This window comes from Bacillus sp. RO1 (assembly GCF_012524115.1).
GTDB lineage: Bacteria > Bacillota > Bacilli > Bacillales > Bacillaceae_I > Sutcliffiella_A.
The window spans coordinates 1-24,535 of the sequence record NZ_JAAZWB010000064.1; the positions used below are offsets into that span (position 1 = coordinate 1).

Genomic DNA, 24,535 nt, shown 5'->3' on the forward strand with positions numbered 1-24,535 from the left:
GTTGATTGGAGCAAAAGGCGAAGACTCCTGAGGGAGATAGCGCTAGGTGGAGACCCCGCAGGCGAAGCCGAGGAGGCTCCAGCAGCGCCCCTAGGAAAGCGAAGCCATTTGCGGAAATCAACAGCGGTGTTTATAAAAATACTAAAATCGAGACTTTTTCAGTGGCCTCGGCGAAGCCGAAGGAGGCTCTCGTCAGACCCCAGGAAAGCGAAGCCATTTGCAGAAATCAACAGCGGAGTGTATCCAAGTAACTAAAAATGGTCGGTCGGTTTTTCCACTAATATATGAATGTAACCCATCCAAACTTTTATTAGGATAGCTATGTACCTATAATGGTGAGTGAGGTGACTAACTAATGACTTTATCAGTAATGTGGTTTCGCAGAGATTTTCGCTTGCAAGACAACACTGCTTTATACCACGCGGTAAAGGAAGCACAACAAAGAAATGTTCCTATACTGTTCATCTACCATCTAGATCCGGTATTCACTGAAAATAATACACCAAATCACCGCTACTTCTTTGCTGCATTGGATAGGTTTGTTAAACGGTGTGAAAAGCTGGGAATATATATTCATATAATAGAGGGGACATGGCAGGAAGCCTTCTCTCAACTTTTAGAACACTTCCCCGAGATGTCGTCATTATACTACAACCAGGATGAAGTTGGTGCTGGTCAAAAGCGGGATGAAGAAATAGACAAGTTCTTTTTACAAAGGGGAATTAAGGTTTCTTACTATATTGACTACACGATCCACGGTGCTATTGAAGTGAAAAAAGCGGACGATTCTATTTACAAAGTTTTTACCCCATATTTCAAGAAGTGGATTGCTCAGCCAAAAAGAGATCCATACATCTTAACAGAGGAAGACCTAACGATAGATAGCGTCAGAAAAGATTCATTGTTTTCTAAAGGTCAAAAAATGTTATCCAATTTACAGATGTTTTCAGATCCAAACTCTGTTCCGCATGAAGAAGCAGCCAGGAAATTGCTAAAGGTATTCTTACAAAAGAAAATAGATGAATATGATCGCTTCAGGGACGTACCATCAGCAGATGCGACATCAAGGTTATCAGTCCATCTTAGAACAGGTACTATATCCGCTAGGACAGTTTTGTATCACATTCAAGAAAAACAACAAACATCCTACAGCACAGGAATGGATACATTTATAAAAGAATTGGCCTGGAGAGACTTTTACAATATGATCTATCATCACCACCCAGGAAGTAAATCAAAAGAAATAGATGATAGATATCGGGAACTAAAATGGAATGACAATACAGATCTATTGGAGAAATGGAAGGATGGGAAAACAGGATTTCCAATTGTCGATGCAGGCATGAGACAATTGAATGAAGAAGGCTGGATGCATAACCGTATTAGAATGATAACAGCTTCTTTTCTCACGAAGGATCTGTTAATGGATTGGAGATTTGGAGAAAGGTACTTTGAGGAGACGTTGCACGATTATGATGAAGCGTCTAATATTGGGGGCTGGCAATGGGCATCGTCAGTAGGAACGGACGCAGTACCATATTTCCGTGTTTTTAATCCAATAACACAATCAAACCGGTTTGATTCTAAAGGGGAGTATATAAAAAAATACCTTCCTGAGCTTGCTGGGGTTCCGGAAAAGTTTATTCATGAGCCTTGGAAAATGAATGAGCTTGATCAAAAGGAAGCGGGTTGTGTGATTGGCAAAGATTATCCAAGCCCGGTGGTTGACCATGCCATTCAAAGAAAAAAAGCAATTCAAATGTTTCAAGAGTTAAAGTGACTACCTATAAAAAACGAGTGGGTCAAATTAAGCCCACTCGTTTTTTACATAGATTTAGTTGTTTGGTTGTTTAGTTTAACCTTATTGGTTTTATTACGCGTTACTAGCATTAAGAAATAGCTTAATACCCCGAATAAACAAGAGATAATTAAAGCGTGTAATAATGCTACAAAGATATTTAGCTTGGTAACCACAATTAACGCTCCGGTCGTAGCTTGAGAAAGTACCAGAATGGAGCATATGTTCCAGCCGATTTTGATGACAGGCTGGTGTTTGTACTTCTTAATGGCAAGGATTGTAACATAAACAATCCAAACAACAATAAGTCCGGCGGCCGCTCGGTGTCCCATTTGAATCCATTCATGCATCTGGGTGGGAAGACCCAGTCCGTTCCGTGTACAGCTAGGCCAACTTGGGCATGCTAAGCTTGCGCCAACATGTCGCACTAGTGCCCCGCTATACACAACTAGATAGCAGTAAACAATAATACCGATAATATGAAACGACATCTTTCGGTCCACTATCAACGTTTCAGCATCAAACTTCTTATCTACTTCAAAAATAAGTAAAGTAAGAAGGAAGACGGACGCAAATGAAATGAGGGAAATTCCAAAGTGTAGTGCGAGTACTGCAGAAGACTGTCCCCACATTACAGCTGCTGCTCCAATTAGAGCTTGTAAAATTAATACCAGAAAGGATAAAAGTGCTAAAAATTTTGTCTCTCGTTTATGGCCAATTGCTCTCCAAGCCCATATTGCCAGAGTCAAAACCATAAGACCGGCTAACCCTGAAACGACGCGATGACTAAGCTCTACAATGAGGGCGAAGTCAATATTACTTGGGATAAGCTCGCCGTGACAGAGTGGCCAAGATCTTCCGCATCCCATACCAGATCCGGTTTTTGTAACAAGTGCTCCCCCGATCAAAACAAAAAGCATGATAATAGATGTACAAACGGCGAACCATTTTAACAATTTATTCACTAGATTCACCTTCTCAGAAAGAATTTGTATCTCCCTTATATTAAAAAAGAAACAGAAATGGTAAAATAATAAACGTCCTCCCAATACTACACAATCTTACGGTAATTGACAATATCCTCATACAGCTATCAATCAGGAAATTATTATCGTGAAAAAGGTTGAATAATGGTGTGGAGTTTGCTAGTAATATATAAGGGAAGATTGTAATAAGCCTGTTCACTTTTGTGAAAAGCTTTAACAAATCCTATTATATACCGTTTTTTTGAGCACGGGTCATATTCTCTTTAGGTGACACAAATTAGTCATATTTTCTTCAAATATAATTCACAAAGTATTTGGCAAATATGATTTAATATACAGAGAGAATGTTACCGAGCACATGCTGCTCATTTTGTGCATGAAAACCGCATTATACTGCGGTAGTGAAAACGCATTCACATGCGCATTTGTTTTTACAAGTGATTGCATGAAAGGTTCAAAGGAGGAATATAAATGGCAAATTTGAGGACTTTGGACCAAGCGCCTGCTTCATTATCAGATGAACGTCCTCAAGGTATGGAAGTTGCTCCTTCTAAATGGAAAGACTTCTTAGCGCTAATTAAGATTGGAATTGTGAATTCCAATTTCATCACTACGTTTACCGGCCTCTGGTTAGCTATATATTTTACCCAGACAGATGGTTTTATCGCTAAATTGGATATCGTTCTTTTGACAATGATAGGATCTTCCCTGGTAGTTGCAGGTTCTTGTAGTTTAAATAACTATATTGACAGAGATATTGATCATCTTATGTCTAGAACGAAGAACCGTCCTACCGTAACAGGAAGAATGAATCCTAAAGGTGCTCTATATCTTGGGCTGTTTCTTACTTCAGTAGGAACCATCATTCTAGGTTTTACAACGGTTACAGCAGCTGTAATTGGACTTATCGGGGCTTTCACCTATGTGGTTTTATATACAATGTGGTCAAAAAGGAAAAATACGCTTAACACTGTAATTGGTAGTGTTTCAGGTGCGGTTCCTCCGCTTATTGGATGGGCTGCCGTTGACCCGGATCTATCGTTGATTGCCTGGATATTATTTTTCATCATGTTTGTATGGCAAATTCCACATTTCCTTGCCATCGCCATCCGGAGATGTGAGGAATATAGAAATGCCGGTATTCCCATGCTTCCTGTTGTTCATGGTTTTGATATAACAAGAAGACAAATGCTTGTATGGGTTGCCTGTTTGTTGCCGCTACCTTTCTGGTTGTTTGACCTTGGAATGGGATTAATCGTATTGGCGACATTGTTGAACATAGGCTGGCTTGCTCTTAGTATTGCTGGTTTTAAAATGAAGGATGGAATGAAGTGGGCAACATTGATGTTTGTCTACTCATTGAATTACCTAACTATCTTATTTGTTTCCATGATCATCGTTACTATCTTTTAAGATCAAGGGAAATATAAGAGAGCATGACAGCTATTGCTTATAAAGGGTAGCTGTCTGTTTTCACGCGAAACACCTCAAAATTTAAGGGTGAAATTACATAACCTGTGGTATAGTAAACAATGGGTGCAAAATTTGTCCTTTTGAGGTAAAACGTGTATAGCTGATATGGTGAAAGCCATTTGGCTCTATATTTGTGATTAGATTCTTTCTCAAAGCTTTGAAGGAATTTATCAATACATTCTACTTCACTCACTAAATATGAAAGAGGGGTTTGATTAGGCTATGAAGAAATGGCTACCTAATTGGCGTATAGTATCACTTTTCAGTGTAATGGCGCTATTCTTAGCAGGCTGTGGTAAACCATTCTTATCTACACTTCAGCCAGTTGGTGAAGTGGCAGATATGCAAAAATCACTGATTTTGTTAAGCTCAGCAATTATGATTCTTGTAGTAGTTGTGGTTTCTATTATCTTCGTTTACGTTGTAGTAAAGTTCCGCCAGCGTAAAGGCGATAAAGAAATTATTCCAAAGCAAGTGGAAGGAAGCCACAAGCTTGAAATCACCTGGACTGTTATTCCGATTTTATTACTTTTAATCTTAGCAGTTCCAACTGTATCTTACACTTTCCACCTTGCTGATGTCAGCGAAATGGATAAGGAAGAGACTGATGCACTTGTAGTAAATGTTACTGCACACTTGTACTGGTGGGAGTTTGAATACCCAGAGTATGGAGTTGTAACGAGTCAAGACCTATATGTACCTACAGATGAAAATGTTTACTTCAACTTGGAAGCAAGTCAAGTAAAGCACTCCTTCTGGATTCCTTCTGCGGGAGGAAAAATGGATACAAACACAGACAACACGAATCGTTTCTGGTTAAACTTTGATTCAAAGCGTGTTGATCAAGCTGAAAACTTATTCCACGGTAAATGTGCCGAGCTATGCGGACCTTCACATGCATTGATGGATTTCAAGGTGAAAACGATGCCTCGTGAAGAGTTTGACCAGTGGATTGAAACAATGCAAGGAAAAGAGCATGCTGCTCAAACTGATCTTGCACAAGCAGGTGAAGAAATCTTCAACCAAAGCTGTATCACATGTCACGCTGTTGGAGCGGATGCACAAAGTGACGCTGGGGTTGCACCTAACTTAACAAACTTCGGGGACCGCACAATGATTGCCGGTATTTTGGACCATGATGCAGATAATCTTGCAAAATGGTTAAAAGATCCTGAAAAAGTTAAACCAGCTAACTTGATGACAGGTACTTACGGTAACTTGGAACAAGAAGAAATTGACGCTCTTGTTGAATACTTAATGTCATTAAAAGTGGACGAAGAATAGATTTCACAGAAAGGGAGGTTACATTGTGAGTACGTTAGCACAGAAAAAAGGCTTTGGCGCAACGGTATGGGACTATCTGACAACAGTAGACCATAAGAAAATAGCCATCCTTTACCTTATTGCCGGCGGTTTCTTCTTTATCGTCGGTGGCTTGGAAGCGATGTTTATTCGTATCCAGCTTGCCGTACCAAATAATGATTTTTTAGCTGCAGGCCTTTATAATGAAATACTTACTATGCACGGAACAACAATGATATTCTTGGCAGCGATGCCGTTATTGTTTGCGTTTATGAACGCAGCTGTTCCTTTACAAATCGGGGCTCGTGACGTTGCATTTCCATTCATCAACGCACTTGGTTTTTGGTTATTCTTCTTTGGAGGAGTATTCCTGAACATGAGCTGGTTCTTAGGTGGAGCACCTGATGCCGGTTGGACGTCTTATGCTTCGTTGTCTTTAGCTTCTGAAGGTCATGGAATTGACTTTTATGCGTTAGGACTTCAAATATCAGGTATTGGTACGTTAATCGGTGGTATTAACTTCCTTGTTACAATCATCAACATGCGTGCACCTGGTATGACTTACATGCGTATGCCATTGTTTACATGGTCTACATTTGTAGCATCTGCATTAATTCTTTTTGCTTTCCCTCCATTAACTGTTGGGTTGGCATTAATGATGTTCGACCGCCTTTTCGGAACGGCTTTCTTTGATCCGAACCTTGGTGGTAACACTGTAATCTGGGAGCATTTGTTCTGGATTTTCGGACACCCTGAAGTTTATATCTTGATTTTACCGGCATTCGGTATTTTCTCTGATGTATTCTCTACTTTCTCTAAGAAACGCCTTTTCGGATATTCTTCTATGGTATTCGCAACTGTGTTAATCGGTTTCTTAGGATTCATGGTGTGGGCTCACCACATGTTCACAACTGGTCTTGGACCGATTGCGAACGCAATCTTTGCGGTTGCAACTATGGCAATTGCCGTACCAACTGGTATTAAAATCTTTAACTGGATGTTCACAATGTGGGGCGGACAGTTACAAATCAATACAGCAATGCTATGGTCAGTAGCATTCATTCCTACATTCGTACTTGGTGGAGTAACTGGGGTAATGCTAGCATCAGCTGCTGCTGACTATCAATACCACGATTCTTACTTCGTAGTAGCTCATTTCCACTACGTAATCGTAGGTGGGGTAGTGTTTGGTCTTTTCGCTGGACTACACTACTGGTGGCCGAAGATTTTCGGAAAAATATTAGATGAAACTTTAGGAAAGATAACTTTCTGGTTATTCTTCATTGGTTTCCATTTAACGTTCTTCATCCAGCATTTCCTAGGCCTTATGGGAATGCCGCGTCGTGTATTCACATTCGCGGAAGGAAATGGTTGGAACCTTGGAAACCTAGTTAGTTCCGTTGGTGCTATTTTCATGGCACTTGCAACTGTTGTATTATTCATCAATATCGTAAAGACTGCGTTAAGCAAGCAAACTGTAGCTGGCGATGCTTGGGGCTATGGACGTACGTTAGAATGGTCCATTCCTTCACCACCACCAGAACATAACTTTACACAAACTCCACTTGTTCGTGGACTTGATCCGTTATGGGTAGAGAAAATGGAAGGTAAAAAAGGCATGACCCCTGCAGAACCAATTGGAGACATTCATATGCCAAATGGTTCCATCTTACCGTTTATTATTTCTATCGGATTGTTTATTGCAGCCTTCGGTGTAATGTATAGAACTGATTACACTTGGGGTCTTCCAGTAATGATTATTGGATTACTTGTAACATTTGGTGCCATGTTCTTCCGTTCTATAATTGATGATCATGGATATCATATTCATAAAGAAGATCTTCTTGCTGAAGATGATGACAAGGGGGCGAAGCTATAATGCATACAGAAGAAAAATTCACAGCAGAAACTTTCCCAGCTTCGCCTGAAAAGGCGACCCTTGAAGGCAAAAACAAGTTCCTAGGCTTCTGGCTTTTCCTAGGTGGAGAGACTGTACTTTTTGCTTCATTGTTTGCAACATATTTAGCTCTAAGTGGACCTGATTCCATTGTTTCCGGTCCAAACCAAAAAGAATTGTTTGATTTAGCACTAGTTTTTGCTGCAACAATGATTCTTTTAACAAGTTCTTTAACAAGTGTGTACGCAATGTATCACATGAAAAACTTTAACTTTAAAAAGATGCAATTGTGGATGGGTATCACATGGCTTCTAGGATTGTCTTTCTTAATTTTAGAGATCTATGAGTTCAATCATTATATCCATTTAGGCCATACAATTACTAGTAGTGCATTTGGTTCTGCATTCTACGTATTAGTTGGTACTCATGGTGCCCACGTATTCTTCGGTTTACTTTGGATTGGAACTCTATTAATCCGTAACATGAGACGTGGTTTGGATCTATACAATGCTCCTAAGTTCTATGTAGCATCACTATACTGGCACTTTATCGACGTTGTATGGTTATTCATCTTTACTGTTGTATATTTAATGGGATTGGTGTGATGACTGATGGCAAATACTCAATCAAATACAGGTAACCCAAAAGTAGATTTAGCATATCGTCGCAAAAAGAATAAGGAAGAAATGAAATACCAGGTTGTCTCCTTCGTATTGATGATATTCCTTACTCTTCTTGCATTCCTTGCAGTAGGAGCAGAGATGTCCAAGTACTTTATCGTACCTTTCATCATCTTGCTTGCTATTGTACAGTGTATCTTCCAACTATACTATTTCATGCACATGAACCATAAAGGTCATGAAACTCCAGCTTTATTCTTATATTCTGGATTGGCAGTTGGATTAATCACAATCTTGGCTTTTACTACTATTATCTGGTGGTAATAACCAAACAAAAAAGGCAGCCCTTAGTGGCTGTCTTTTTGTTTGGTATAAGGTAAAACTGTTGATTTACGTTCCAGGCGCTTCGCTTGCCTGCGGGCGCTCCGTGAGCCTCCTCACAACGCATGAAAGCCACTGAAAAAGTCTTTGAATTTAGATGTTGTTAAGACACCGCTGTGGACTTCCGCAAATGGCAGAGACTCCAGCGGGGAAGTAACGGTAGGTTGAGACCCCGCAACGAAGTGAGGAGGCTCAAGCACCGTCCCGCGGAAAGCGAAGCCATTTGCGGAAAGGAACAGCGGCGATAGACTTATCACTTAAAGTTCATACAAAAGGGTAACATTGTCTAATTCATGACACTTTCAGTTAATGAGGACTATCCTTTTTGTATCACATTGAACGAGCTTGGTCTTGTATAGTATAATATGGTTATGCAAAGGGAGACTCATTAAGGTCTCTATAAAATTGAGGTGACAGCATAATGATCGGCAACTTGGATATGTTTGGATTCCAAGCCTTATGGAGTCCATTTTTATTAATTTTCACTGTCCTTACCATAGTATTATATTTCTATATTACCGGCAAAGGGAGACACCGTTTCCAGGACTCGGAGGAGATATCAAACAAGCAACGTACTCTATTCCTCATCAGTATGGTACTGTTTTACCTTGTAAAAGGATCACCAGTTGATTTGTTATCTCATTTAATGTTAAGTGCTCATATGACGCAAATGGCGATATTATATCTGGTAATTCCCCCTATTTTACTTATGGGTATGCCTGCTTGGGTACTTAGAAAAATCATCAATCTTCCAGTGGTAAAACCTGTGTTCCGGTTCATTTCCAAACCACTTATTGCCTTATTCGTTTTTAACGTATTGTTCTCTCTTTATCACATACCAGTCGTATTTGACACGATAAAGGTTGATATGGTGTACCATACGGCATATACATCTGTAATGTTCTTAGGTGCTTTTATTATGTGGTGGCCTCTTGTTAATCCACTTCCTGAGGAGCAACGTCTTTCAGGCATCAAGAAAATTGGTTATATCATGGCAGACGGAATGTTATTGACACCAGCTTGTGCCCTGATTATTTTCGCAGATCAGCCACTATATTCTACGTATTCAGAATTGACTGCATGGATGGCAGCACTTGCATTATGTGTGCCAGCCGGAACCTTAAGCGGTCTTGATCTTGGTGGGCCAGAGTTGTTCAATGCCTTGCCATTGGTTGAAGATCAACAGCTTGGTGGTGTCATCATGAAAATCATCCAAGAAATCATGTACGGCAGCATTTTAGCCTATGTATTCTTCGGTTGGGCCAAGCGTGAACGAGAAAAAGACGAAATCGACTTAAACAAAGCCATGCAACCAAAAGTGGTGGAGTAAAGTAAGTTTCTTCGCAATAACCAAGTTGATTGTAGTGGAAGGCGCGCAGACTTCTGCGGGAGGAAGGGACAGGGGAGACTCCGCAGGCTTGCCGAGGAGGCTCCCGGACCGCCCGCGAAAAGCGAAGCGCCTGGAACGGAGGTCAACTGTGAAAAACAGCAACACTTCCTGTTGCTGTTTTTTATGTAAGATTATTTACAATATCATGAACGTTTGAAAATCATATTGAATCAACTTGAAATGTTTTCTAAAATAAAGGAATGAATTAGACGTACGAGAGGAGAACAAGATGGATTACTCAATCCCAATAATGCCTACAATCAGTACATTCTTTATCGTACTGAGCGCCATATTTGTCGCAATAGGCTGGTACTTAATTAGTAAACGCAAAATAGAAGCACATAAAAAAGCAATGTTTTTTGCAGCAATCTTCGCTATAATTTTCTTTGTCATCTATGCATCAAGAACTATTTTTGTCGGAAATACCAGCTTCGGAGGACCTGATGATATAAAAGTGTATTATACAATCTTCTTACTTTTTCACATCACCCTTGCTACGGTTGGTGCTGTCATGGGAATTATCACTCTATGGACAGGCTACAAAAACAAGCTGGAAAAGCATCGAAAGCTTGGCCCGATAACAAGCATCATCTGGTTTTCTACCGCAATTACAGGTGTTGCTGTTTACCTACTTTTATATGTAATTTATCAGGGTGGCGAAACTACTTCGGTTTTCAAAGCTATACTTGGTCTATAAGAACAAAAAAAGGTGGTTGGACAATAGTCCAATCACCTTTTTTGCATGTTATATTTTAAAGTTCAGTTTAATAATACCTGCTTCACGTGCAGAATTAAATGCAATCAATAATAATGGTCCTACAATAAACCCAAGAATGCCGAGAAGCTTTAAACCAAGATACATGGCAATCAAAGTTGCTAGTGGAGAAAGTCCGATATGACTTCCCATAACTTTCGGTTCGACAGTCCTTCTAATGACTAAAAGAACAACAGCCAGAATGGACAATTGAGTTCCAAGACCGATATCACCTGTAATGAAATGGAATATAGCCCATGGTCCCAAGATGACGATAGAACCAATAATCGGGATGAAATCTATGACCCAGATAATGAAAGCCATTAGTAAAGCTACCTCCGGTGAAATAAATAACAATCCAATCAAGCTTGCGAAAAAAATTATAACGCTGACAAGGAATTGTGCTTTAAAGAAACCAAATACAACATAAGATAATCTTGAACTCATGAATTTTACTTTTGCGGCCGTCTCTTCTTTAAGATGTGAATAAAGACCCGCTTTTAAGCGAGGCATATCAATCAAAAATAAGAAAAGTGCAATCAGGTAGACAATGAAACTGACCAAATAATTTGGGATATTCGTGAAAATACTTTTAATGTTTTGTATATTAAACAAATCTGTTAAGTATATTCTCAATTCATAAAGAAATTTGTCTACTTGCAGGCTGATTTCGGTAACAAATTCAGGTGGTAGATCTTCAGAAGCATTATTCATATCGGATTGAAAATCACGCCATACCCTGTTAACTTCATTTATGTAAGAAGGGGCATTTTCCACCAAGTTGATACCTTCAGTTATTACTTTTGTCGTTAGAAAATAACCTACAATCCCGATACTTGTCAAAAACAAGAGGAAAACGATGAATACAGAAAGGTTTCTTTGTAATTTTGCTCTGGCTTGTAAAAGCCTCACAAGAGGTTCAAGGAACATTGCTGTAATCAAAGCAATGATGATGGGAATGGATACAGGCAATATAAAAAATGCAATTATTGCTATTACAGCAATAATAATTAGTATAAAAAGTGTTCGAATACTAAACAGCGTTGACAATGGATGTCTCCTTTCTAATACCATACTCCTATATTAATTATAGTATGGATTTTATTGAAATAACAGTATGTATGAAAATAAATATGAGAACGGTTTCTATTTATACATTGTTTTTTTCGTAAAAGGGAAAAAGTAAATAAAAGATAAGTAAGCACAGTTATTGTATAAAAGCATAAAATAATAAAACCCCTAAAGAGAAAAGGAGGTATACATGATGTTGGTACTGAAGAAAGGACAGGAAGAGATGAGTAATATGCTGCTGCAAACAGTTATATCTATCTGTGTTTCAGATATTGGTGATATAAAACTCCTTCCACCACGGTCGGTAGGGAAATTGTACTCTATCATTAATAGAGACCAAATCAATCATGCAGTCATTAATTATAATGAGGAAAATAAGCTATGTATCGAACTTTTTGTTGCTGTCGTATACAACAAATGTATTCCACAAAAATGCAAGGAACTACAAGCATTAATAAAAAAGGAAATTGAAGTCATTACCGGAGAGACGGTATCGGAAGTAAATATATACGTTGATCATATATGGATTAAATAAAGTTTAAAGAAAAAAGGTGAAGCAAGCCCGTTATGCCTGCAATTCACCTTGAGAACTCATTTCAATTATTTAATTGAATCCATACGTTCTTTAGCTTGTTTTAATAAAGAGGTTGATGTAGATACAATATTGGAAGGAAATGTTTCGCCTTCCCCATACTCCACACCATGTGGATAGTAATGCTTACCTAAAAGCGGTGTCATCAAGTTAATGATGGCATGTGAACCACCAATATCACCTTCTACAGCATAACCTTGTACACGAAGGTAGAATGTGCCTTCTTTTGTTTCAAATTTACGGTCATAGGTTACTCGCTCATAGTCCCATTGACCAGCAAGGTCAAAACCTAAATCCTCCATGATATCTGTTAAACGGGATAATTCCACTCTTTCATTTTCAAAGCCTGTATTCTCAATTTTCATGTATGTACACTCCTTTTTCTATCACTGTGAAACCAAATAAAGTATGCTCCCTGTTTTATAATAGTACGAATGCGGACAACTTTCAATAAAAGGTTCTCAATCTCAGGCTCGTCCAGTTAAGTTTTTTGGAAAAATTCATGATTTTGTAGAAAATGGTGAACCTAATGTTGTAGAAGAAGATACCTTTATCCTCTTCAAAATAGTGGACAGCTATGTATGAAATAAATCGGAGGTTGAAAAAATGCAAACGGTAAGAGATGTTATGACAACGAATGTAGATTGTTGCACACCATTGGATAATGTGTTCGAAGTGGCAACAAAAATGAAGGATTTGAATGTAGGGGCCATTCCAATTGTGGAAAATGGACAGCTATTGGGAATGATTACGGATAGGGACCTAGTTGTCAGGGGTATTGCAGAAAAACATCCAGGTTCTAATCCAGTAACAAATGTAATGAGCGACCACTTAATTACCATTGGTCCTGATACTTCTATTGCAGAGGCTTCGCATCTAATGGCAGAACATCAAGTCCGGAGATTGCCTGTAGTGGAAAATGGGCAGTTGATCGGAATAGTATCACTAGGAGATTTGGCAGTGAGGGATTACTCCGATGATCAAGCAGGAGATGCGCTTAGTGATATTTCAGAAAAATAACCTAAACATTGTACGCTGTTGATTTCCGTTCCAGGCGCTTCGCTTGCCTGCGGGCGGTCCGTGAGCCTCCTCGGCTTCGCCTGCGGGGTCTCACCTGTCCCTTCCTCCCGCGGGCGTCTTCGCGCCTTCCACTCCAATCAACAAGGTTACTTCATTCACCATAGGTCAAAAAGACGACCTAACAGAGTTATTAAAGTACCCTTGAAGTTTCTTTTAATGACTTACTAGCCGTGTATTGTAGCAAATGGCGTAGACTCCAGCGGGGGAGTAACGGTAGCTTGAGACCCCGCAACGAAGAGAGGAGGCTCAAGCACCGTCCCGCGGAAAGCGAAGCCATTTGCGGAAAGGAACAGCGGCGCAAAACCAATATCTAAAGTTTTTAAAATTACCGGTTGATTATTAACCGGTTTATTTATGTTATAAAAAAAAGTATTCATTCTACTTTTAAAGGGTATAGATAGAATAACTCTACTATTGTCTATTAAAACGTAAAATTGTAATGAAAGTGATTCTAGTAAATATAATGATAGAAAAGGGAGGGAAAAGAGAAATGAGGGGTTTATTCTTTTTGCTATTTATTGCATTTTGTTTATATTTATTTGTAAATGTTGAACCACATGAATTGGAACAGCTTATTACAGAACAACCACTAACTGGCCAAATTGACACAGAGAAAAGGCAATCAGAAGAAAAAGCTTTTGTTCAATCTGAAATTCAAATGAATCAAGAGATAGGCGGTCTAGCTTCTTTTATGGGGGAGGATTCACAAGTCTTATTGGATAAGCTAGGAGAACCGATAAGAAAGGATCTGTCCTCCTATGATTACGAATGGTGGATTTATAATGAGAATTTGGAGAATTACATGCAATTTGGTGTGAGTGAGGGAAAGGTCGTTACTATTTTTAATACAGGAAGTGAAAGTGAAAATGAACTGTTTAATATAGGGCAATCTTACGATGAGTTGAATGATATATACAACTTTTCAAATGATTTGACCGTTTCTCATGAAGAAGGTTCTTATCGTTTTCAGTTAAAAGAAGAAGAATTGAAAACAAGGCCCTTGCTTAAAGTGGAAGACTTCTATGCGCAGTTATATTTTGACAATTTCGAACAATCTCTTTCAAGTGTCCGCTACATTGACAGCTCTACCCTGATTAAACAACGCCCTTATGAACTTTTATATAGAGGTCCTTTGGTTGAACCAAAAGAGTTAAGCGAGGATGAATGGGCAAGGGTTGAGGAAGGGGACGCCAAACAAATTATTGACTTTACAAATATCATTAGACATCGCTTTGAGCTATCACCAGTTGAATGGGATGAAGATACAGCAGGGGTTGCATACTTACATAGTAAAGATATGAGGGAGGAAGACTATTTTTCTCATACATCCCCCACAAAAGGGAACTTGACTGATAGACTTACATTAGGAGAAGTCCCATTTCGTTTAGCTGGGGAAAATATCGCTGCAAAGTATGTGGACGGAGTTGCAGCTGTGGAAGGCTGGTTAAATAGTGAAGGGCACAGGAATACACTATTAAATCCAAGGTTCACCCACCTTGGCGTAGGAGTAAAGGAGAAATATTATACACAAAATTTTATTGAAACATGGTAGAACAGAAAAAAGACAGTCATTCAAGGCTGTCTTTTTCTGTACACTAGTTTCATATCGCCTGCAAGAAAAACCTCACCATCCCAGCTTCCAACAATCTGTAATTGGTCCCCTTTACTAAATGAAGGAGGGCTACTTGTAGGAGTAAATGGTTGTCTATAAACTACTGTTGTAAGTCCAGTATCATTTTGTATCCGACAGGTAGTTTCAAGTAAATACAGTTGATGATAAAACCGTTTGTTTTCAGTATGTATAGACAGGAGTTTCCCATCCACTCTAGCTTCAGAAGGGACGTGTGAAAGGTTCTTCCAACGTTCTTTCTGTTTCTTAGCCTCTTTTTTGGTAATCCAATAAAAATAACCAATCAGAATAGGGATAACGATGGCAGTAACCATTTCACACTCCCTTTCTAGTTTCTTTTTGGAATAACAAAGAAGCTGCCTGTAGCATGGGCAATCAAAGCACCATCACTTCTATAGACTTTGCCTTCCATCACTAATAACTTTGATCCTTTATGAATCACAGAAGCCACACATGTAAAATGATCCCCTACGCCTTTTGCTACGTAATTTACTTTCATTTCAGTCGTAACTGCAGCCTTATCTTCAGGGATCAATTTGAAAGCAAGCGTACCCATAGCAGAGTCAAGCAATGTCGCCGTTAAACCTCCGTGTAAAATATCCAATGAGTTCTGAAGCAGTTCGGTGTTAGGTATCGTCATAGTTAAAGTATCTGGCTCTTGAAATTCACTGTTGATTTCCATAAGTGCTCCGATGTGTGTGCTGTTCGAACCATTCCTTATGCGTTCGATGCTTTTTAAATATAAGGAAGCTACCTGTTTTTCCTCCTCCGTAGCATCTGATAAAAAGTGGTTCCATTGTTGCTTAATATCCATTACTCTGTCCTTCTTTCTCGAAAAGTCTACCTACATCTTATCAAGGGCTGGCAAGGAAGAAAAGAAAAATAGGCGAACGCTTTTACTTTTTCCAAATAAAATAAACTAGGCATATTAACGAGGAGAGGGGTGAGAGAATGGCAACTAATCAAAAACATCCTAGCATCGAAAAGTTCAAAGACTTTGTAAAACGACATCCAAAGCTTTCACAAGAAGTCAAGAGTAAGAAAAAGACCTGGCAGGATTTGTTTGAGGAATGGTATTTGCTAGGGGAAGAGGATGAGAGCTGGAAAAGCTACCGTGATGACGAAGCACAAGAGGAGAAACTAGAAAAAAAATCCGATGTTATTCCTCAACTGCTGCAATCTTTGAAAAAGATGGATGTGAACCAGATGCAGTATCATCTGACAAATGTCAATTCTGCTATAGGCAATATCCAGCAGTTAATTCAACAGTTCATTCCGAATTCAACTAAAGGCAGTTCCCCGACCCAAGGAGTGAAAAATCCGTTTTCGTTTCGAAAAGACTAGGAATGGATGAGGCAAATGAGAAAAGACGTCTATGAATATATCCAAAAAAAGAAAACGTTAAAAAGCTACTTACGCGAACAACCTATATGGTATCGTACGCTTACTAGAAATCCTGAGAAGCTTAACGACTTTGAGTTATCCTCCATGCATTATTATAAGCAAACGATTCCTCACAAAGTGGAAAAGTTTCAAAACTCCGTTCAAATGGCTTCCATGATGGTCCACATGTTTCAAACAATGAAGAATATGGACTAAACTTTAAATTCTAGCGCACCACTTTTATGTGGGCGTTTTTTTATTAGAATAGATTATAACCTCCTTTCTCAAACTATAGAAAAAGCAGTACTAGAAAGGAGCAAAAAATATGAAAAAATCAATGTTGGTTATGATCTGCCTGTTAACACTTGCGCTTGGCGGCTGTAAAGAAGATCAAAAAAAACCTGAAAGTGAAGCAGCAACAGACGTAGAGGTGATGGAGGTCATTTCTACAAATACAAAAGAAATCTCTATGACCTTGCATCATTCCGTAAAAGATCAGAATGTCTATCTAGAATGTATTATTACTCCAGAGTTTGAATTCAAGGAAAATAGCAAGACTAAAAAAGAAGGAGAAGGCCAGGTTGCTGTCTACGTAGATAATAAAAAATGGGGAAGCTTCGCAAAAGGTGCATTCATCCTTAAAGGCGTACCAAAAGGAGAACATAATTTGACCGTGAAATTAATACATAATGATGAGACTGAATACGGAATAGAACAGTCAATCAAAGTAGAAATTTGATCAACACTTTGGGTATTATACATCTCTAGAAAAACATGGTATGATGGATTTGGAGGTGTATTCGATGATGATTGCAACTTTTGAGCATGTTCAAATGGTTGAAAAAGCAGAAGAATTAGCGAAAATGATTTGGCAGTCCGAACTTGCTGAAGACTATCATCGCTGTTTATATAATTTACAACATGACGAAGAAGCACAGGAGCTTATCCGTGCATTCGATTCTATAAAAGAAAGATATGAGGAAGTACAGCGATTCGGGAAATATCACCCCGATTATCGCAAAGTAACCCTAGAAACACGGGAGTTAAAACGTAAAGTGGATCTCCACGAAACCATCCATGCTTTCAAACAAGCTGAAGATGCCATACAAAAAACACTCGATGAGATTAGTGTGATGATAGGGCAGGCAGTTTCTACAAACGTAAAAGTGCCAACTGGTAACCCATTCTTCGATTCCCTATCAAGCTGCGGTGGCGGCTGTGGCTCTGGCGGCGGTTGCGGTTGTAAAGCAAGCTAACAAAGAGAGAAGCTGCATAAATTGTAGCTTCTTTTTTTGTGATTAAAAGGGAACGCTTGGAGCTAAATACACATAGCTGTTGATTGGAGCAAATGGCGTAGACTCCTGAGGAGATAGCGCTAGGTCGCTAGGTGGAGACCCCGCAGGCGTAGCCGAGGAGGCTCCAGCAGCGCCCTTAGGAAAGCGAAGCCATTTTGCGGAGATCAACAGCGGCGCTTAACCAAGCATCTAAACTATTTTACTCTTAACCGTATACAATCGTCACAAAGGTTGCCACAACAGAACATCTTTTCCTGAGGAACATAGAAGCGGTGCCTATAAACAAACAAAGATTTTTGCCTTCTTACAAAATGCGTTTCCACTGTCACTTTCTTCTTATGCATCGCTACTTTCGAACAAACCCCAATAAAGGATATTCCTTTATCCTCCCAACCATCAATATGTTTAGGATCAACCTCTACGTATAGAAAGGGAATTCCAGCTACATGTTTTCGGAAACAGCTGAAGACTAAATCATTTTTATCAAGTTCTTCTAAAAAAACATCCCAAATCTGCTCCAACTCCATGAAAAACGCCCTTTCCTCTATTTAATGATTGAATATTCCCCAATTGGTGTGCGTTAAGTATGTCATAATTTTTCCATTCATGCTAAACTATAATAAAAACGTGGATTAATATTTTTAAAGGGGTAAATCATATGCTATCACAAAGACAAGGCATTGTGGTGTGGCTACATTCATTGAAGCAAGCCAAATTGCTGAGGCGCTATGGAAATGTCATCTATATATCAAAAAAATTGAAATATGTCCTGTTCTATTGTAACAGTGAGGATACGGAAATGTTGGTGGACAAGCTTAACAGACAATCTTATGTCAAAAAGGTAGAGGTTTCACATAAGCCGACCATTAAAACACATTATGAAAACTCGAGACCAGACAAAGCAAAAGAATATGACTATAAGATGGGCTTATAGAAAAAGCAGTACAAACTTAAGAAATTAGGTTTGGTACTGCTTTTTGTTTTATACATAGATTTCTTTTATACTGATATGTTTCATGATTACCTTAAAGCGGGAATATAATGATTTAACCGCAATATTCCAATTAAATATTGAAAATAAAGTTCTTTTTCAGCAAAAACGTCTGTAGGTTTTACCTCGAATTGAATAATTTCTTTGTCCAATTCCTTAGCCAGCTCTTGAAAAAGGTCAGCGCGTTTATTCGGTTGGAATTGATGGTTTGGAATCCCTTCCAAACTAATATAAAGAGCTTGAAAATCACCAGGGTTTGTAGGTTTCATTACAACTACAAAAGAAGAAAGATTTCGTTCGTTTTTTACCGTATGGAGCATAATGAGATGCTGTAGTCTATTTTTATTACTTCTTGCGAGCTCCATAAGTTCATATATATCAGAATAGCCTTCTCCGAGTTCAATAAAGCGTTGTATCATTTTTTTTCTCCTCTCAACGAGCTTACTCACACATACTTTACCATGTTCCATTTGAAAATTGAAGCGAATATACAGTCTAAAGGAGGTATATCGATGCTTTGGTTCACCTTGTTTCTTATTATAAGTTTGATCGTTTTGTATATTCATGATCACTTTTACGGAAAGAATGCTTCCTCATCCAATAAGAGTCTGCCTATTAAAGGAATGCTTGTAACAGGAATTTTATATTACCTCGTACAAGAAGGGCTTTTAACCAAGGAAGAAGAAAAACTTTTAGCAGATAGAAGTCTTGAAGAAATAGAAGGGTATGTTTCAGAGAAAGGTATCTTGAATCAACATGAATGGGGAAATTTATGTTTATCCCATTGTGAGACAAATGACAATGCCTTTGATATAGATATGCCAACATAATAACCGAACAAAAAAACCCTGCTCGGATGTCCGGGCAGGGTCCTTCCATCCCTTGAAACGAATCAAGGTTAAGAAGGCAAAGGGAGAGGAGAAACCGGAGGAAGAACTTATGGGGAAACGTAAGTCTTCTCCGCGGTTGGCAACAACATCACACGAAAGGATGTTGTTAACACTAAGTATGAACCAAAAGGTGTAAAGCTATACACAAATGATAAAACTAAAATGAAGCCTGAGAAATACTTTTGAAATTCATGTCGAATATGATAGGATATTGATGATTGGCAATTTAGAAACAAAGTATGGTGAGAAGATGAGAGTAGTTTCAGGGAAATGGAAAGGTAGACAATTGAAAGCGGTTCCGGGAATGAATACGAGACCAACAACAGATAAAGTGAAAGAGTCCGTGTTTAATATTATCGGTCCATATTTTGACGGTGGTTTGGCACTTGACCTATTCGGAGGAAGCGGATCTCTTGGCATTGAGGCGTTAAGTCGTGGGGTGGACAAAGTAATTTTTGTTGATAAGGACGGAAAGGCCATCCAGACAATCAAGCAGAATATAGAAACCTTCCATTTAGGAGAACAGGTTGAAGTCTACCGAAACGATGCAGTGAGAGCACTCAACGCATTAAAAAAACGTGAGGTCAAATTTGATTTAATCTTATTAGATCCCCCGTATAAAAAGCATCATTTAGAAGAATTGATACATAAAATAAGTGAATTTGATCTTCTCACGCAAAACGGTCTGATCATGGCAGAACATAGCAATGAAGTGGAGTTGCCTGAAATTATGGGTACATTTCAAAGAAAAAGAAAGGAAGTCTATGGGTTGACGGTCATCTCCGTTTACCACCATAGCAGTGGAGAAAAAGGGGGAGAATGACGTGGCAAGTGTAGCAGTTTGTCCGGGAAGTTTTGATCCGGTAACTTTCGGGCATCTAGATATAATCAAGAGGGCTTCTAAAGTTTTTGATACGGTGTATGTTTGCGTATTAAATAATTCATCTAAAAAACCTTTATTTTCTGTTGATGAGCGGGTTGATATGATCAAGCAGGTGACAAAAGAATTTGGGAATGTAGAAGTAGAAGAATTCCATGGCTTGCTTATTGATTATGCACATAGCAAAAATGCCCGTTCCATTGTGAGAGGGTTACGAGCAGTATCTGATTTTGAATATGAGATGCAAATCACATCCATGAACAGGGTACTAGATGAAAGTATCGAAACATTGTTTATGATGACTAATAATCAGTACTCATTCTTAAGCTCAAGCATTGTGAAAGAAGTTGCAAAATATAATGGATCGGTTTCAGAATTGGTTCCGCCCACAGTGGAAGAAGCTTTGAAAAAGAAGTTCCATAATAAAGAATAGAACGAAAGCTGTCATGAAAATCAATGTTCATGGCAGCTTTTTTATCACATCATTTAAGCATGTTCATTTTTAATAACTTTTTTTAATAGCAGCAAAAGGTAAATCCAAAGCATGGCAATTGTAAAAATGGGACCATATGTCTGGAACAGGCCAAAGACTGTTTCCCAAAATCCTTCCGGCAAATAGGGGGAAAAAACGGGCAAGTCTCCGTCAGCAGTCTCAAACCCTTTTAACCTTTGATCTAAAGGCTGCCATAGAATAAAAGTAATAACTGCTGCAAAGACACCATGCAGGATTCGTGCCAGGAAGAAAGGTTTGAAGCGGATATCGGACTCTGCTAAAATGCTTGCAACCTGTGCTTGAACGGAGAACCCGCTGAAAGCAAGGAAGAAGCTGGTTATGATAATCTGCTCCATTAAACTGACCCCTTTTACTTCGCTTGTCAATTTTCCGCCTAGAGTAATTTCAAACAGTCCGGATATAAGTGGATAGCTAAGGTCTTTTGAAATATCAAATATACCCAGAAACACACTGATAAGGGTGGCAAGTATAGCAGTAACGGAAAATATGGAAAGCATGCTGTTTAACACTGAAAAAAGAATTAAAAACCCGCCAACCATAAGTAAAGTTTGAACAGAGGACAATACTGCCTCCCCAAGCAGTTTCCCAATAGGCTTGTTGTTTTTAAGGCGTGTTTTGTGCAACTCGGAAAAAGCTTTTCTGATCGATATCTTTTGAGGAGTTCTAGACAGGTCATCTTGACGTTTGGAAACATAGTAAGGACCATAAAATCGCATAATTAACCCGACACATATATTGCCTAAATAATGAGCAGCGGCCAGTATGATGCCGACTTTTGGGTTATGAAAAAAACCAACTGCTATAGCTCCGAATATAAAGAGTGGATTAGAAGAATTGGTGAAGGAGACAAGTCGTTCTCCCTCAATTTGCGTAATCTGGTTTTCCTGACGAAGCCTCACGGTTAATTTCGCTCCAGAAGGATAACCCGAAGCCATGCCCATAGCCCATACAAAACCTCCTACTCCAGGCACTCTGAAAAGTGGCCGCATAAAAGGCTCTAATAGGACCCCGATAAAAGCCACAACACCAAACCCAATTAGCAATTCACTGATAATTAAAAATGGCAGTAGGGACGGAAAAACTATATCCCACCACATATTAAGTCCTCTTACGCTTGCTTGAAAAGATGCTTGAGGGTTAAGAATAAGAGATAGTGTAAGCATGGAAATGATTAAAGCGAAGAAAACTGTCTTGACCTTCGAATAGTCCAACCTATTAACCCCCTTCATAAGAATAAAAACAACAAATATGTTCACATATGAAAATAATCAAGAAGCACTTGATTTCTTTTTTGTACAAGAATGAATAGGTTTTTGTTAGAATAATAATAATTACCCTTAGATTAGCAACCAGGTTTGTCCCACCACCTTACCTTTCAATATACGTAAAAGGGATAGTGGAATAGAACTAAAAATGACCCAAGTCTTCACAGTTTGTTCACCAAGAAAAAGGAATAGCGTATGATAAATTAGAAGAATCAAAGGATAATGGTATAGGACTTGATAATTTGGTTGCTGTAAAGCTTTAGGTGGCTGTACACAGCTTGAGGTGATAACTTGAAAGAACCTATAGTAGGAGTCGCATTGGGATCTGGTGGTGCACGAGGTTTTGCTCACCTTGGGGCATTGAAAGTATTACAAGAAGAGAATATAAGCGTGGATTTGATTGCAGGAAGCAGTATGGGAGCACTTGTAGGAAGCTTCTATGCAATGGGACATGATATGGATCGCCTATATAAAATTGCCACTGCATTCAAACGAAAGTATTACCTTGACTTTACTGTTCCGAAAATGGGATTTGTAAGTGGAAACCGGGTGAAAGAGCTTATCCGCATGTTCACTCAAAACAAAAACATTGAAGAATTAGACATTCCCCTTTCCATCGTCACAACAGATTTGGAAAAGGCGGAGAAAGTAGTCTTAACTAGTGGGCCAATATCCGATGCTGTAAGGGCAAGTATATCCATTCCAGGTATTTTTGTTCCAGAAAAGGTTAATGGACGGCTGCTGGTCGACGGTGGAGTTGTAGACCGTGTCCCGGCTAGCGTAGCAAAAGAAATGGGTGCGGATATTGTTATCGCGATTGACGTTTCACAAGTAAAAACGAATGAACCGATTGATTCGATTTTCGATGTTATTTTGCAAACAATAGATATTATGCAAAACGAGTTGGTAAAAAGAAGTGAAACGGAGGCAGATATTATGATAAGGCCTTCTGTTGCACACTATAGTTCACGGGCATTTACCAACATAGAGGAAATCATTCGAATAGGTGAAGAAGCGACTAGACTGCAGATACCTTATATTAAGAAGACGATAGAGGAGTGGAAGGAGAAACAGCAACATGAAAAGTAGATATTTTATGAGGTCCCTTTTAATTGGGATAGTGCTTGCAGTGGTCTTGAATTTTGTGACATTGCCCTATTATGTAACACGTCCTGGTGATGCACAGGAATTGAGACCCCTGGTATCGGTAGAAGGCGGGGATGAAGACGAAGGAAGCTTTATGCTGACCACCGTTAAAATGGGGAAGGCAAACATATTCACCTACGCTTTTGCAAAGGTAAGTGACTATCAAAATATCTTCCCTATCAACCAGATCCGTGCTGAGGATGAGACAGACGAAGAGTATAACTACCGACAGTTACATATGATGGAAAGTTCTAAAGAAACAGCTATAAAAATAGCTTATGAGAAGGCTGGCAAAGAAGTGGAACTCATTTCCAAGGGAGTATATGTGTTCAGTGTTAAAAAAGGACTAGCAGCTGAAGGTAAGCTTGATATTGGTGACCGAATTACACATATTGATGGAAAAGCAACAGCGACCGCAGAGGAATTGATGGAAGTGGTCGGTGAAAAAAGTATCGGGGACACAATAGATCTTACATTTGATCGCGACGAGGAAGAACAAACAACTTCCATTACATTAGGAGAGCATCCCGAGGACCCAAACCGTGCGGGCCTTGGAATCAGTTTATTAACAGATTACGAAATTACCATGGACCCTCCGATCACAATCAATACTGCTCAAATAGGAGGTCCATCTGCAGGTTTGATGTTCTCTTTGGAAATATATAATCAGCTTATGGATGAAGACATCTCCAAGGGATATGAAATTGCAGGTACAGGAGCAATTAATGAAAAGGGAGAAGTCCTCCGAATCGGTGGAATTGCCCAAAAGATTGTTGCGGCCGATAACTCAGGCGTTGATATCTTCTTTGCCCCAAATGAAAAAGGTTTGGAAGGGTCTAATTATCAAGAAGCCCTTGTAGCGGCGGAGGATATTAACACATCCATGAAGATTGTGCCTGTAGATACATTTGAAGATGCGATTGAGTATTTGGAGCAATTGGAAGCTAAAAGTGAATAAAGGGTAAATGCCAAAAAAATCAAACGTCTCACACATGGTGGTGAGGCGTTTTTTATGGAGAATTATTCTTGCGAATTCCGAATTGTCACAATAACCCGTAAAAAAGTCACAATAATTGTTTGAAAAGTCACAATAGCTGCAGTAATAGTTACAATAAGTCCCTGAAGAGTTAGAAAAGTTACCATCCAGGTAATATACCTACTTGAGATGACGAATAATGCGAAGAAAGCCTAAAAGCC

The 24,535-nt window shown here is 39.0% G+C and carries 29 protein-coding genes; 21 read left to right on the forward strand and 8 right to left on the reverse strand.

The window, feature by feature from the left end; translation table 11 throughout:
• Window positions 1–355 precede the first annotated feature (355 nt).
• A complete protein-coding gene (locus HC179_RS08905) occupies window positions 356–1,780 on the forward strand; it encodes a cryptochrome/photolyase family protein (protein ID WP_168864015.1) in 1,425 nt (474 codons plus the stop codon).
• Window positions 1,781–1,824: 44 nt separating this feature from the next.
• Here the strand turns inward: HC179_RS08905 and HC179_RS08910 are convergent, their stop codons facing one another.
• On the reverse strand, window positions 1,825–2,763 hold the full coding sequence (locus HC179_RS08910) for a COX15/CtaA family protein (RefSeq protein WP_168864016.1): 939 nt from the start codon (window positions 2,761–2,763) through the stop codon (window positions 1,825–1,827).
• A 492-nt stretch (window positions 2,764–3,255) separates the two neighbouring features.
• Between HC179_RS08910 and cyoE the strand changes: the two genes are divergently transcribed.
• The 7 genes from cyoE to HC179_RS08945 all read left to right on the forward strand — a co-directional run bounded on the left by cyoE (window position 3,256) and on the right by HC179_RS08945 (window position 10,544).
• Window positions 3,256–4,197: a heme o synthase gene (gene cyoE, locus HC179_RS08915; RefSeq protein WP_481747963.1), complete on the forward strand. Its 942-nt coding sequence runs from the start codon at window positions 3,256–3,258 to the stop codon at window positions 4,195–4,197.
• 282 nt (window positions 4,198–4,479) lie between these two features.
• Window positions 4,480–5,541, forward strand: a complete 1,062-nt coding sequence (gene coxB, locus HC179_RS08920) for a cytochrome c oxidase subunit II (RefSeq protein WP_168864017.1) — start codon at window positions 4,480–4,482, stop codon at window positions 5,539–5,541.
• Window positions 5,542–5,566: 25 nt separating this feature from the next.
• Complete coding sequence (gene ctaD, locus HC179_RS08925; protein WP_481747964.1) at window positions 5,567–7,438, forward strand: cytochrome c oxidase subunit I; 1,872 nt, start codon at window positions 5,567–5,569, stop codon at window positions 7,436–7,438.
• On the forward strand, window positions 7,438–8,061 hold the full coding sequence (locus tag HC179_RS08930) for a cytochrome (ubi)quinol oxidase subunit III (RefSeq protein WP_168864018.1): 624 nt from the start codon (window positions 7,438–7,440) through the stop codon (window positions 8,059–8,061). The genes ctaD and HC179_RS08930 overlap by 1 nt, the downstream gene beginning before the upstream one ends.
• Window positions 8,062–8,067: 6 nt before the next feature.
• Window positions 8,068–8,400: a cytochrome c oxidase subunit IVB gene (gene ctaF, locus HC179_RS08935; RefSeq protein ID WP_060666854.1), complete on the forward strand. Its 333-nt coding sequence runs from the start codon at window positions 8,068–8,070 to the stop codon at window positions 8,398–8,400.
• Between the two features lie 478 nt (window positions 8,401–8,878).
• A complete protein-coding gene (gene ctaG / locus HC179_RS08940) occupies window positions 8,879–9,787 on the forward strand; it encodes a cytochrome c oxidase assembly factor CtaG (protein WP_168864019.1) in 909 nt (302 codons plus the stop codon).
• A gap of 289 nt (window positions 9,788–10,076) precedes the next feature.
• Complete coding sequence (locus tag HC179_RS08945; protein ID WP_168864020.1) at window positions 10,077–10,544, forward strand: DUF420 domain-containing protein; 468 nt, start codon at window positions 10,077–10,079, stop codon at window positions 10,542–10,544.
• Window positions 10,545–10,592: 48 nt separating this feature from the next.
• Here HC179_RS08945 and ytvI read toward each other — a convergent pair whose 3' ends face one another.
• The gene (gene ytvI, locus HC179_RS08950; RefSeq protein ID WP_148986641.1) at window positions 10,593–11,651 is read right to left on the reverse strand and encodes a sporulation integral membrane protein YtvI; all 1,059 of its coding nucleotides are present in this window, start codon (window positions 11,649–11,651) and stop codon (window positions 10,593–10,595) included.
• 211 nt (window positions 11,652–11,862) lie between these two features.
• Here ytvI and HC179_RS08955 point away from each other — a divergent pair, with 211 nt between their 5' ends.
• The gene (locus HC179_RS08955) at window positions 11,863–12,207 is read left to right on the forward strand and encodes an Asp23/Gls24 family envelope stress response protein (protein ID WP_168864021.1); all 345 of its coding nucleotides are present in this window, start codon (window positions 11,863–11,865) and stop codon (window positions 12,205–12,207) included.
• Window positions 12,208–12,272: 65 nt separating this feature from the next.
• Here the strand turns inward: HC179_RS08955 and HC179_RS08960 are convergent, their stop codons facing one another.
• Entirely contained in the window at window positions 12,273–12,629 is a 357-nt protein-coding gene (locus tag HC179_RS08960) for a YugN family protein (RefSeq protein ID WP_168864022.1), read from the reverse strand.
• Between the two features lie 241 nt (window positions 12,630–12,870).
• Between HC179_RS08960 and HC179_RS08965 the strand changes: the two genes are divergently transcribed.
• Both HC179_RS08965 and HC179_RS08970 read left to right on the forward strand, forming a co-directional pair.
• On the forward strand, window positions 12,871–13,284 hold the full coding sequence (locus tag HC179_RS08965) for a CBS domain-containing protein (RefSeq protein WP_168864023.1): 414 nt from the start codon (window positions 12,871–12,873) through the stop codon (window positions 13,282–13,284).
• A gap of 550 nt (window positions 13,285–13,834) precedes the next feature.
• Window positions 13,835–14,896: a CAP domain-containing protein gene (locus HC179_RS08970; RefSeq protein ID WP_168864024.1), complete on the forward strand. Its 1,062-nt coding sequence runs from the start codon at window positions 13,835–13,837 to the stop codon at window positions 14,894–14,896.
• A gap of 20 nt (window positions 14,897–14,916) precedes the next feature.
• Here HC179_RS08970 and HC179_RS08975 read toward each other — a convergent pair whose 3' ends face one another.
• Both HC179_RS08975 and HC179_RS08980 read right to left on the reverse strand, forming a co-directional pair.
• Window positions 14,917–15,288 carry a hypothetical protein gene (locus HC179_RS08975; protein ID WP_168864025.1) on the reverse strand — a complete coding sequence of 124 codons (372 nt, stop codon included), beginning with the start codon at window positions 15,286–15,288 and terminating at the stop codon, window positions 14,917–14,919.
• 14 nt (window positions 15,289–15,302) lie between these two features.
• A complete protein-coding gene (locus HC179_RS08980) occupies window positions 15,303–15,788 on the reverse strand; it encodes a PaaI family thioesterase (RefSeq protein WP_168864026.1) in 486 nt (161 codons plus the stop codon).
• A gap of 137 nt (window positions 15,789–15,925) precedes the next feature.
• On the opposite strand from HC179_RS08980, the gene HC179_RS08985 reads away from it, so the two are divergent.
• The 4 genes from HC179_RS08985 to HC179_RS09000 all read left to right on the forward strand — a co-directional run bounded on the left by HC179_RS08985 (window position 15,926) and on the right by HC179_RS09000 (window position 17,613).
• Entirely contained in the window at window positions 15,926–16,318 is a 393-nt protein-coding gene (locus HC179_RS08985) for a YlbD family protein (protein WP_168864027.1), read from the forward strand.
• 15 nt (window positions 16,319–16,333) lie between these two features.
• Entirely contained in the window at window positions 16,334–16,573 is a 240-nt protein-coding gene (locus HC179_RS08990) for a YlbE-like family protein (protein WP_088018023.1), read from the forward strand.
• A gap of 109 nt (window positions 16,574–16,682) precedes the next feature.
• Window positions 16,683–17,096: a hypothetical protein gene (locus HC179_RS08995; RefSeq protein ID WP_168864028.1), complete on the forward strand. Its 414-nt coding sequence runs from the start codon at window positions 16,683–16,685 to the stop codon at window positions 17,094–17,096.
• A 67-nt stretch (window positions 17,097–17,163) separates the two neighbouring features.
• Window positions 17,164–17,613, forward strand: coding sequence for a YlbF/YmcA family competence regulator (locus HC179_RS09000; protein ID WP_148986976.1), 450 nt, complete (start codon window positions 17,164–17,166; stop codon window positions 17,611–17,613).
• 233 nt (window positions 17,614–17,846) lie between these two features.
• Here the strand turns inward: HC179_RS09000 and HC179_RS09005 are convergent, their stop codons facing one another.
• Window positions 17,847–18,179, reverse strand: a complete 333-nt coding sequence (locus HC179_RS09005; protein ID WP_168864014.1) for a hypothetical protein — start codon at window positions 18,177–18,179, stop codon at window positions 17,847–17,849.
• A gap of 131 nt (window positions 18,180–18,310) precedes the next feature.
• On the opposite strand from HC179_RS09005, the gene HC179_RS09010 reads away from it, so the two are divergent.
• A complete protein-coding gene (locus tag HC179_RS09010; RefSeq protein ID WP_168864029.1) occupies window positions 18,311–18,586 on the forward strand; it encodes a YlbG family protein in 276 nt (91 codons plus the stop codon).
• An 86-nt stretch (window positions 18,587–18,672) separates the two neighbouring features.
• Here the strand turns inward: HC179_RS09010 and HC179_RS09015 are convergent, their stop codons facing one another.
• Window positions 18,673–19,062, reverse strand: a complete 390-nt coding sequence (locus HC179_RS09015) for a glycine--tRNA ligase subunit alpha (RefSeq protein ID WP_168864030.1) — start codon at window positions 19,060–19,062, stop codon at window positions 18,673–18,675.
• Window positions 19,063–19,155: 93 nt separating this feature from the next.
• Between HC179_RS09015 and HC179_RS09020 the strand changes: the two genes are divergently transcribed.
• The 3 genes from HC179_RS09020 to coaD all read left to right on the forward strand — a co-directional run bounded on the left by HC179_RS09020 (window position 19,156) and on the right by coaD (window position 20,846).
• A complete protein-coding gene (locus tag HC179_RS09020; RefSeq protein ID WP_168864031.1) occupies window positions 19,156–19,473 on the forward strand; it encodes a hypothetical protein in 318 nt (105 codons plus the stop codon).
• A gap of 310 nt (window positions 19,474–19,783) precedes the next feature.
• Entirely contained in the window at window positions 19,784–20,356 is a 573-nt protein-coding gene (gene rsmD, locus HC179_RS09025; RefSeq protein WP_168864060.1) for a 16S rRNA (guanine(966)-N(2))-methyltransferase RsmD, read from the forward strand.
• Between the two features lies 1 nt (window position 20,357).
• Window positions 20,358–20,846, forward strand: coding sequence for a pantetheine-phosphate adenylyltransferase (gene coaD / locus HC179_RS09030; protein WP_148986628.1), 489 nt, complete (start codon window positions 20,358–20,360; stop codon window positions 20,844–20,846).
• A gap of 53 nt (window positions 20,847–20,899) precedes the next feature.
• Here the strand turns inward: coaD and ylbJ are convergent, their stop codons facing one another.
• Window positions 20,900–22,156, reverse strand: a complete 1,257-nt coding sequence (gene ylbJ, locus HC179_RS09035; RefSeq protein WP_481747965.1) for a sporulation integral membrane protein YlbJ — start codon at window positions 22,154–22,156, stop codon at window positions 20,900–20,902.
• 327 nt (window positions 22,157–22,483) lie between these two features.
• Between ylbJ and HC179_RS09040 the strand changes: the two genes are divergently transcribed.
• Window positions 22,484–23,281: a patatin-like phospholipase family protein gene (locus tag HC179_RS09040; protein WP_168864033.1), complete on the forward strand. Its 798-nt coding sequence runs from the start codon at window positions 22,484–22,486 to the stop codon at window positions 23,279–23,281.
• Complete coding sequence (locus HC179_RS09045; protein ID WP_168864034.1) at window positions 23,271–24,296, forward strand: SepM family pheromone-processing serine protease; 1,026 nt, start codon at window positions 23,271–23,273, stop codon at window positions 24,294–24,296. Before HC179_RS09040 ends, HC179_RS09045 begins: the two co-directional genes overlap by 11 nt.
• The last annotated feature ends 239 nt before the right edge of the window (window positions 24,297–24,535 follow it).

Bases quoted from the DNA above. Each gene is read 5' to 3' on its own strand.
- HC179_RS08905 (WP_168864015.1), top strand. From the start codon at position 356: ATGACTTTATCAGTAATGTGGTTTCGCAGAGATTTTCGCTTGCAAGAC.
- cyoE (WP_481747963.1), top strand. From the start codon at position 3,256: ATGGCAAATTTGAGGACTTTGGACCAAGCGCCTGCTTCATTATCAGAT.
- coxB (WP_168864017.1), top strand. From the start codon at position 4,480: ATGAAGAAATGGCTACCTAATTGGCGTATAGTATCACTTTTCAGTGTA.
- HC179_RS08930 (WP_168864018.1), top strand. From the start codon at position 7,438: ATGCATACAGAAGAAAAATTCACAGCAGAAACTTTCCCAGCTTCGCCT.
- ctaF (WP_060666854.1), top strand. From the start codon at position 8,068: ATGGCAAATACTCAATCAAATACAGGTAACCCAAAAGTAGATTTAGCA.
- ctaG (WP_168864019.1), top strand. From the start codon at position 8,879: ATGATCGGCAACTTGGATATGTTTGGATTCCAAGCCTTATGGAGTCCA.
- HC179_RS08945 (WP_168864020.1), top strand. From the start codon at position 10,077: ATGGATTACTCAATCCCAATAATGCCTACAATCAGTACATTCTTTATC.
- HC179_RS08955 (WP_168864021.1), top strand. From the start codon at position 11,863: ATGATGTTGGTACTGAAGAAAGGACAGGAAGAGATGAGTAATATGCTG.
- HC179_RS08960 (WP_168864022.1), bottom strand. From the start codon at position 12,629: ATGAAAATTGAGAATACAGGCTTTGAAAATGAAAGAGTGGAATTATCC.
- HC179_RS08965 (WP_168864023.1), top strand. From the start codon at position 12,871: ATGCAAACGGTAAGAGATGTTATGACAACGAATGTAGATTGTTGCACA.
- HC179_RS08970 (WP_168864024.1), top strand. From the start codon at position 13,835: ATGAGGGGTTTATTCTTTTTGCTATTTATTGCATTTTGTTTATATTTA.
- HC179_RS08975 (WP_168864025.1), bottom strand. From the start codon at position 15,288: ATGGTTACTGCCATCGTTATCCCTATTCTGATTGGTTATTTTTATTGG.
- HC179_RS08980 (WP_168864026.1), bottom strand. From the start codon at position 15,788: ATGGATATTAAGCAACAATGGAACCACTTTTTATCAGATGCTACGGAG.
- HC179_RS08985 (WP_168864027.1), top strand. From the start codon at position 15,926: ATGGCAACTAATCAAAAACATCCTAGCATCGAAAAGTTCAAAGACTTT.
- HC179_RS08990 (WP_088018023.1), top strand. From the start codon at position 16,334: ATGAGAAAAGACGTCTATGAATATATCCAAAAAAAGAAAACGTTAAAA.
- HC179_RS08995 (WP_168864028.1), top strand. From the start codon at position 16,683: ATGAAAAAATCAATGTTGGTTATGATCTGCCTGTTAACACTTGCGCTT.
- HC179_RS09000 (WP_148986976.1), top strand. From the start codon at position 17,164: ATGATTGCAACTTTTGAGCATGTTCAAATGGTTGAAAAAGCAGAAGAA.
- HC179_RS09005 (WP_168864014.1), bottom strand. From the start codon at position 18,179: ATGGAGTTGGAGCAGATTTGGGATGTTTTTTTAGAAGAACTTGATAAA.
- HC179_RS09010 (WP_168864029.1), top strand. From the start codon at position 18,311: ATGCTATCACAAAGACAAGGCATTGTGGTGTGGCTACATTCATTGAAG.
- HC179_RS09015 (WP_168864030.1), bottom strand. From the start codon at position 19,062: ATGATACAACGCTTTATTGAACTCGGAGAAGGCTATTCTGATATATAT.
- HC179_RS09020 (WP_168864031.1), top strand. From the start codon at position 19,156: ATGCTTTGGTTCACCTTGTTTCTTATTATAAGTTTGATCGTTTTGTAT.
- rsmD (WP_168864060.1), top strand. From the start codon at position 19,784: ATGAGAGTAGTTTCAGGGAAATGGAAAGGTAGACAATTGAAAGCGGTT.
- ylbJ (WP_481747965.1), bottom strand. From the start codon at position 22,156: ATGAAGGGGGTTAATAGGTTGGACTATTCGAAGGTCAAGACAGTTTTC.
- HC179_RS09045 (WP_168864034.1), top strand. From the start codon at position 23,271: ATGAAAAGTAGATATTTTATGAGGTCCCTTTTAATTGGGATAGTGCTT.